The 8,652-nt window shown below is 40.7% G+C and carries 3 protein-coding genes; 1 reads left to right on the forward strand and 2 read right to left on the reverse strand.

The window, feature by feature from the left end:
• Positions 1-452 precede the first annotated feature (452 nt).
• Entirely contained in the window at positions 453-1,622 is a 1,170-nt protein-coding gene (locus PX482_RS20930; protein WP_288093472.1) for a DUF6014 family protein, read from the reverse strand.
• A 61-nt stretch (positions 1,623-1,683) separates the two neighbouring features.
• Complete coding sequence (locus tag PX482_RS20935) at positions 1,684-3,753, reverse strand: ABC transporter ATP-binding protein/permease (RefSeq protein ID WP_002761965.1); 2,070 nt, start codon at positions 3,751-3,753, stop codon at positions 1,684-1,686.
• A gap of 579 nt (positions 3,754-4,332) precedes the next feature.
• Between PX482_RS20935 and PX482_RS20940 the strand changes: the two genes are divergently transcribed.
• Positions 4,333-8,652, forward strand: a 4,320-nt coding sequence (locus PX482_RS20940; protein WP_288026434.1) for a non-ribosomal peptide synthetase, incomplete at its 3' end; no start/stop codon positions are given.

The raw sequence follows: 8,652 nt of genomic DNA on the forward strand, positions 1-8,652 counted from the left end.
TAGTACAGAGCGTTGTTCAGCCATTGGTTTTGTCATCGACCGGGGGAGAAAGGGGTAATCAGGGGTTCAGGGACTCTGACTAATAAGAGATTGATTTATCTGTCATGATTTCCCAGAATGCTACCGCCTAGCTTAACACATTTTAGTTATCTAGCGATATATATATAAATAAATGTGTAAGTAGATGGGCGTAAAAAACTCTAAGATCCCCCCGCCTGTCGGCACCCCCCTTATTAAGGGGGGCAGGGGGGATCGAGTGCAAAACCTATCTTCTATTTAATTGCAAACAGCTACTTAGGAGTCAACGACTAATATTCCAGAGCCGGCACTTGCTGTGGCGAGAAACTCAGAGGAGTTGACCCCAATCCCTATCGCCATCAATAGGATTTGGAGGGATGCTCATGGCTGATTGACATCCCTCCCTGGGCCGGTTAACAGCAAACCCTAGGTACTTATTGTAACTCTGACCAAATTCCGCGGCAGCGCTCTACAATTAGTCCCTGAAAAATTAATTGGGTTGCGGGATGAATCTCTACTTTATACAGAGCAAAAAGACCTGTTGGACTATTTAGATTTAACTCCCTTTGCGTTAGAGATAAGGCTTTTGTTCGGTGCATTTCCACCGCTTTTAGTAAGCCTGGATAACTAACATTACGCAGGGACAATTGACCATTTTTTGTGAGATAAATAGCATCATTTTGCAAGAGATATTCCAAACTGATCAAACTAGCGTGGACATCCACATCTTTTTCTAAACCCCCTAAACGGTGAGCATCTAAACCAAAGCGAATGCAGAAATTAACAGCGACTAATTTTCCCGCTTCTTCGGCAGGTAAAGCACAATCGGCAAATTCAAAGCCTAAACTATCTGAGCGCCACTCCTCGACTCCGGCATAGGTATAGTTTTGAAACAGTTTATTTTTGAGTTTTAAGTCAAATCCCAACCCACTAGCATGACCCGCTTCATGGAATTGGGTATCGAGATGGCGATAGCGTTCACCATTAATTTGATCCTCTAGGGGTCTTAATAGCAAATCGGCCGTTTCTGGCTCAAAAATTTTTCGGATACATTCGTAGCTAGAACCGGAAAAGCGTCGTTTTTGCTCACTGGCATTATTTAAAGCTGGTCCTTGAACACTATTGGGAAAAGTCCACCTATGGGGAACGATAAAAGCCTCCCCCTTTTCACCTTTAACCGTGCCACAACTAGCAATTTCAGTAAAGGATAAATTTCTGGGAATCGGTTGTCTTAGACTGCCAAATTTTTCACGAGTCAAGCTTTCTAGTTGTTCGATAGAAGGTTGACTATTTTGGTGAATTTTTCCGTAAATTGCACTCAACGTGAGTTGTCGTTCTCCCTGACGATTGATGCGATAGGGAGCAATCATCAGAAAATAACCATTTTTACCGATAAAATTCAGATTAATGAAATCTTCTGATAAAATGCTCCAGTCGTTGGTTTCTAAAGCCGCTGCTGTTTTCCAGAGCCACTGAGCCGGAACTTCACAGCTATCTGCTTCCTGTTGACGGAGTTTTTTCGCCGCGATTGCAATTTTATTTTGCTCGATATCTTGGACGATTTCTTGGAACAACTGTTGTTGATTAACCAGGGTTTGATTCATTTTTTGGGTAGCTAAGTTGGTGTAATAGTTTAACGTTGTTTTTTGACCCGTCTCTCATCGGCTAAACTCTTAGCCATTTTAAGATTTTAGGGTCTTTGTCATAGCGATAGGTCAGTCCATCTTTCCCCGTAATTGATTTTCCCTGACTGGCTTTGCTTCTGATGCTACTAAGGGAATAGTCGCTTAATTCCTTCATTTGTGCATGGGAAAGTCCCTCTTCGACTTCTGTTAAGATTGTTGTCGTTGGCGATTCGGGGGGGGGTTCCCCGGCAGAATTGATTTTAGGATTGACCTCGGTTTCCTGATTCGGTAAATCTTCGAGCCTAGTTTGAGAATTATCGACAGAAATATTAATAATTTCTTTCACTTTTTGTCGGCGATATTCCTCCACTGTAAGCAGTTGCCAATGGGAATTACTAGAGAGTTCTAAAACCCATTGATGATAGTTAAAGAGACTTTCCCGATGTCCGACACTAATAAAAGTTGTGTGAGTTTTCTGCAATTGCCGATATAAATTTTCCTCATTGTTTAAGTCCAAAGCACTTGTGGCTTCATCGAGGATAGTAAAACTGGGACGGGTAATTAATACCCTAGCAAAAGCCAAACGTTGTTGTTCTCCCAGGGACAAAATGTTTTCCCAAGGCTCTTCTGTATCAAAGCTATTGACTCGATTTAGTAAATTTTGGAGATTGACTTCTTGCAAAACTTCCCTTAATTTTATCTCATTGGTTTCTTGATTGCGATTGGGATAGAGTAACTGTTCTCGCAAGGTTCCTAATATTATATAGGGACGTTGGGGCAGAAACAATACTTCTTCTAGGGGGGGACGCACTAATCGGCCGGTTCCGGCATTCCATAAACCGGCAATTGCGCGTAGCAAGGAACTTTTCCCCCGACCACTCGGACCGACAATTAATAAACCTTGTCCTGGCTGAACAGAAAGGGAGAGGTTTTCGACAATTACCTGTTCATAATCGGGGGTTTGCAAGGTGACATCTTCAAAGGAAAATTGGTTTTCTTCGATGGTTTTAATCGTGCTTAAATTTTCCGGTTGTTTAATGACTTCTTCTAAGGCTTGGGAAAATTGCGATAGACGTTCAACATAACTGCTAAATTGTGCCGAAGTGCCAAATTCACTAATTAATTCCGCCAGCGCCGTAGCAAACAAATTAGCCGCTAAACAGGCTTGCCCGACCTGTCCGAAACTAATGCCCTCACTATTGATATACAAAGGACCCAAAATGACAAAAGTAAATACTTGAATTGCCGCCTGATAGCCCCGACTAAAAATTTCTGTGCCTCTCTCCCAATCAATTTTACGTTTAGCGCTGTCTAAGAGTTTATTAAATCGCCGCTGAATAATATTTAATTCCTGATTTTCTCCCTCAAAGAAAGCGATTGACTCCGCATGATTACGAATGTGGGTTAGAGCATAATTGTAGTTAGCCTTAAGTTCTAATTCTTCTTGAGTAATTTTATTTAAAGCTTGGTTAAAATAGATAGCAATGACGTTACCGAGAATTGTCCAAACGACTAAGATAATGGCTACAGAGGAAGAAATTGACCAGAGAATCACTAAAAAAGTGATCATATCTAGGACATTTTCTAGGGCAACTGCAAAAAAGGAGAGAGCTTTACTGGTAATCGGCTCAATTTCCTGGGATAAACGCTGATCTGGGTTGTCGATATCGGATTTAAAATTAATTCTGTAATAGGCGCGATTATGCAAATATTTGTTGAGAATCCAGTCGTTGAGCCAAGCATACCAATCTAGGGCGATTCTTTTTCTGAGAAATTTAAGCAAGCCAACTAAAAGGGTGACAAAGAGCAGTCCAACCGCAAAAACTACCAAAGTTTTGACAAATTTATCAAAATCACTTTTTTCAAGAATGACATCAACTAAGTAATTACTAACAAAGCTATTGAAGGCATTTAATCCCACAACTCCTAGGATTGCCCCGATTAGTAGGATGAGCATTGCCCAAGCTTTCATCACATCAGAAAAAGCCCTTCCCCCCGATTCAGTAGGATACCAATAGGGAGCAGCGATCAGCTTGACACTGTGCCAAAATTTGCTGACATCGGAGATAATATTAGTCGTCGATCGATCTTGAGGGACTTTGGCGGACATATAGCATTTATATTTGAGTTGTGGACATTTTGCTGGAATGATTTTAGATTTTGGCTGGATTGGCGGATTAGAAGGCAATTGGCGAAAATATAAAGCTCCCCGACAATTTTAAGGTTATTGTGCTTGAGTTGTGGTAACATACTCCCGTCGCTTTATCTGTCAGCATAGAGTGATCGCTTTCTCAGCCCCCCTGCTACTGCTTTTTTAACCCTCGTTATCTTACTACAAGTAACCATTGTTTTGATAGCTAAAGCTAGTGAGCGCTTCTCAGACTACCACATATTACCGAATTTTGTTGACCATGACAAATTTTCTTTTCTATGATAGGATTTCAGGATACAGGGTTCAAAGTAATGAGGTGCGCCGATTTTCTTCCCCGTTTACTGTTCCCTCAAAGCGATAACAGACCTCGCGACATCATGGTGAAAAATGTTCGATATATGTTACATTTTGTCCTCGGCTTCCTTGCGCCCCTACAGTGGGGGGCAAATTCGGTTTCTGTAGGGGCATAAAGCATACGCCTTCCCCTAGATAACCTTTTTTTATCATCACAAATGCGGGAGAGTCATGAGTAGAAATATGAAAACAATTTACCCACTTTCACCGGGACAAGAAGCAATGTGGTTAATCTGCCAAATTGCTCCGGAGAGCGTTGCTTATAATATATTTATTACTGCAAAAATTCATGCTTATTTAAACATTGCTGTTGTCAATCGTGTCTGGCAAAAAATTATTGAAAAGCACCCAATTCTGAGAACCACCTATACCAGTTATGAAGGCAAACCGGTACAGCAGGTTAACCAGCAAGAGAATTTTAAGGTTGAGGTAATAGATGCCAGCGACTGGAGCGAAGACCAATTAGTAGAAAAAATCTATGCTATTGCTGACCGCCCTTTTAACTTAGAAAAAGATTCAGTTTTGCGGGTGAATTTATTTACTCGTTCAGCAGCAGAACACATTCTCTTACTGACAATGCACCACATTGCTGGCGATATGTGGTCTTATGATTTACTGCTGAGTGAATTTCAAGCTTTATATCCCGGGGAAGTGGAGCAAGTTAGTCAACAGCAGACAGAAGCAGCCCCAGATTCTTTAAATGAAAATAAAACCTATGCAAATTTTCTCCAATGGCAAGCAGCAATGCTATCGGGTACTAGGGGAGAAAAACTGTGGCAATATTGGCAACAACAATTAGCTGGCGAATTGCCAATTTTGCATCTGCTTCCCGACAAACCCCGCCCCCCAGTAAAGACCTATCAAGGAGCCTCATACATTGCCAAGCTAGATGAACAGTTAACTGAAAAACTCAGGTATCTAGCTTCAGCATCGAACACCAGTCTTTATCAGATTCTGCTCACAGCATTTTACGTCCAACTTTACCGCTACACTAATCAAACAGATATTCTTATAGGTAGTCCGATGAGAGGTCGGACGGCTAAAGAATTTAAAGAGATTGTTGGCTACTTTTCCAACCTGACCGTTTTAAGAGTTTCTGTTCAGGAGAATGCCACATTTACAGAACTTCTGGCTCAAGTTGGCAAAATAGTTAGACAAGCCCAAAAGCATCAAGATTACCCATTTTCTTGGTTAGCAGATAAACTCCAGCCACAAAGAGATACTAGCCGTTCGCCTTTATGTCAAGTCAGTTTTGCTTGGCAAGCACAAACTTGGTGTGAGGCTAAAAATAATTCCTTGCATCTGCAAAAATCAGTGTTACCAATGGAGCCATATTTGTTAGGACAAAGAGGCGGACACTTGGATTTGAGTTTAATGGTAAGGGAAGCGAAAGGGGAGATTGAGCCGTGTTGGCAATACAATACTGATTTATTTGAAGCTGTTACTATTGAGCGTATGGCCAAGCATTTTGTCAGATTGCTCAACTCCATTGTGCTTAATCCACAGCAGCCCATTTTCCAATTATCAATGCTCACAGAAGTTGAGCAGCGGCAGTTACTTTTTGACTGGAATAATACTCAGGCTGACTATCCATTAGATAAGTGTATTCATCAATTGTTTGAGGAACAGGTGGAACGGACTCCTAATGCTGTTGCAGTAGTATTTGAAGGTCAACAATTAACCTATAATGAGTTAAATTGTCGAGCTAATCAGTTAGCCCATTATTTGCGGAAATTAGGCGTAAAAGCTGATACTTTAGTCGGTATTTCCCTTGAGCGTTCCTTAGAGATGATGGTCGGATTATTGGGGATATTAAAAGCGGGTGGTGCTTATGTACCTCTTGATCCTGAGTATCCTAAAGAGCGAATTGAATATATCTTGTCTCATTCTGATGCCAAATTTTTGATTACCTCTAGTCAAATTTTAGAGTCCTTCCCCAATCATCGAGCGCAAGTTATTTGTTTAGACACTGATAAGTCAGATATTGCTCAAGAAAATCAGAACAATCCAAAAAGTCAGGTTGGTGCGGAGCATTTGTGTTATGTCATCTTTACCTCTGGTTCAACTGGTAAACCTAAAGGGGTACAAATTTGCCATCAATCCCTGGTGAATTTTATCCATTCCATGAAATCAGAACCAGGATTAACCGCTCAAGATTGCTTAGTTGCGGTTACTACGATTAGTTTTGATATTCATACTTTGGAAATCTATCTTCCTTTAGTGGTGGGGGCAAAGCTGATTTTAGCTAGTTCTCAGATTGCCTCAGATGGTTTAGGATTAGCCGAACTAATTGCGACTCATCAAGCCACAGTGATGCAGGCCACACCAGCAACTTGGCGTATTCTATTAAGCCCAGATTGGCAGGGGAACCCTAAATTAAAGGCGATTTGTGGCGGAGAAGCATTGCCACGAGAATTGGCGGATAGTTTGTTGGCAAAAGTGGGTTCTCTTTGGAATATATATGGACCGACTGAAACAACCGTTTGGTCAACCACTTATGAAGTTAAACGAGATCGTCCTAACCCCCGACTAGATACCCCCGAACCTATTGGTCGTCCTATTGCTAACACCCAAGTTTATATCCTAGACTCATCCTTGCAACCTGTGCCAATTGGTGTGCCGGGAGAACTTTATATTGGTGGGGATGGTGTGGCTAGAGGCTATTTCCAGCAACCTGACTTGACGGCTGAACGGTTTTTGAGCAATCCTTTTTTACCGAATTCACCCCTCTATAAAACAGGAGATTTAGCTCGTTATCTATCAGATGGTAATATCGAATACTTAGGACGCATTGATAACCAGGTTAAAATTCGCGGCTTCCGCATTGAATTGGGGGAAATTGAAACCGTTCTTAGTCAGCACACTGCGGTCAAAACGGCTGTTGTGATTGCCCGGGAAGATGAGACAAATCAGAAACGTTTAGTCGCCTATATTATTCCCAAAATAGAGATTATTTCCACTCCAAAAGAGCAAAATTCACTTAATGTTACTGAACTGCGGCAATTCCTGAAAGCCAAGTTACCAGAGTATATGATTCCTAGTGCCTTTGTCATTTTGGAATCCCTACCCTTAACACCTAATGGTAAGACTGATTACCGTGCTTTACCGGCTCCCGAATTCCAAAGCCAAGAGCAGTATATTGCGCCGCGTAACCCAATTGAAGAAATACTGGTAACAATTTGGTCTGAAGTTTTAAAAGTCAAACAAGTAAGCATTAATCATAACTTCTTTGAACTAGGAGGACACTCATTATTAGCTACTCAACTCATTTCCCGCATTCGCACTAATTTCTCAATAGAAATTCCCTTAAGGAGTCTATTTACAGCACCAACAATTGAAGAATTATCCCAACAAATTCAACAATTACAGCAACAGGATTTAACCCTATCCGCACCCCCCATATTACCAAGGGGTGAACAATCTGAATTATTGTTGTCTTACGCTCAAACTCGTCTCTGGTTTTTAGACCAATTAGAACCTAATAGTGCTTTCTATAATATTCCTGTAGCTTTACGTTTGCAAGGTCATCTTAATCAATCTGCTTTAACACAAAGTTTAGAGGAAATTATTCAACGTCACGAAGCATTAAGAACCAACTTTATTACCGTTAATGGACAACCAAATCAAGTTATTCAAACAGTAACAAATTGGGCTGTATCAGTAATTGACTTGCAGCATTTATCCCCAAAAGAACAAGAAATTGCTGCCAAAAAATTAGTCAAAGAACAAGCATTTAAAACCTTTGATTTAGGTAAAGAAGCATTAGTAAGAGCCACCTTAATCCTGCTGAATAATAACGAATATTGGTTATTATTATGTCTGCACCATGTTATTAGTGATGGTTGGTCAATGGGTGTATTGATTGAAGAATTAACAGCGTTATATAATGCTGTTAATCAAGGTCAACCTTCACCCTTAAAACCCCTACCAATTCAGTACGCTGATTTTGCAATTTGGCAAAGACAATGGTTGCAGGGAGAAGTCCTAGAAAACCAATTAAATTATTGGAAAAAACAACTAGCAGACGCACCAACTTTCTTACCACTACCAACAGATAAACCTCGTCCAGCAGTCCAAACATTTACTGGGGCACATCAAGAGTTCCAACTATCCCTTGAACTCACCCAAAAGCTAACAGAATTAAGTCAGCAACAAGGGGTAACAATGTTTATGACATTGTTAGCAGCCTATGGAATATTACTTTATCGTTATACAGGACAATCAGACATCTTAATAGGCACACCTATAGCTAACCGTAACCGTCGTGAAATAGAGAGTTTAATAGGCTTTTTTGTGAACACCTTAGTAATGCGGACTGACTGTTCAGAAAATCCCAGTTTTCAGGAATTATTGATGAGAGTGAGAGAAATGTCTTTAGGTGCTTATGCTCATCAAGATTTACCCTTTGAAATGTTAGTAGAAGCCTTACAAACAGAGAGAAATCTTAGTCATACTCCTCTATTTCAGGTAATGTTTGTCCTTCAAAATACTGCCTTATCTGAA

It is taken from the genome of Microcystis sp. M53602_WE12, assembly GCF_030065455.1.
Classification (GTDB): domain Bacteria; phylum Cyanobacteriota; class Cyanobacteriia; order Cyanobacteriales; family Microcystaceae; genus Microcystis; species Microcystis aeruginosa.

Coding starts and splice junctions, on each gene's coding strand:
- PX482_RS20930 (WP_288093472.1), bottom strand. CDS start 1,622: ATGAATCAAACCCTGGTTAATCAACAACAGTTGTTCCAAGAAATCGTC.
- PX482_RS20935 (WP_002761965.1), bottom strand. CDS start 3,753: ATGTCCGCCAAAGTCCCTCAAGATCGATCGACGACTAATATTATCTCC.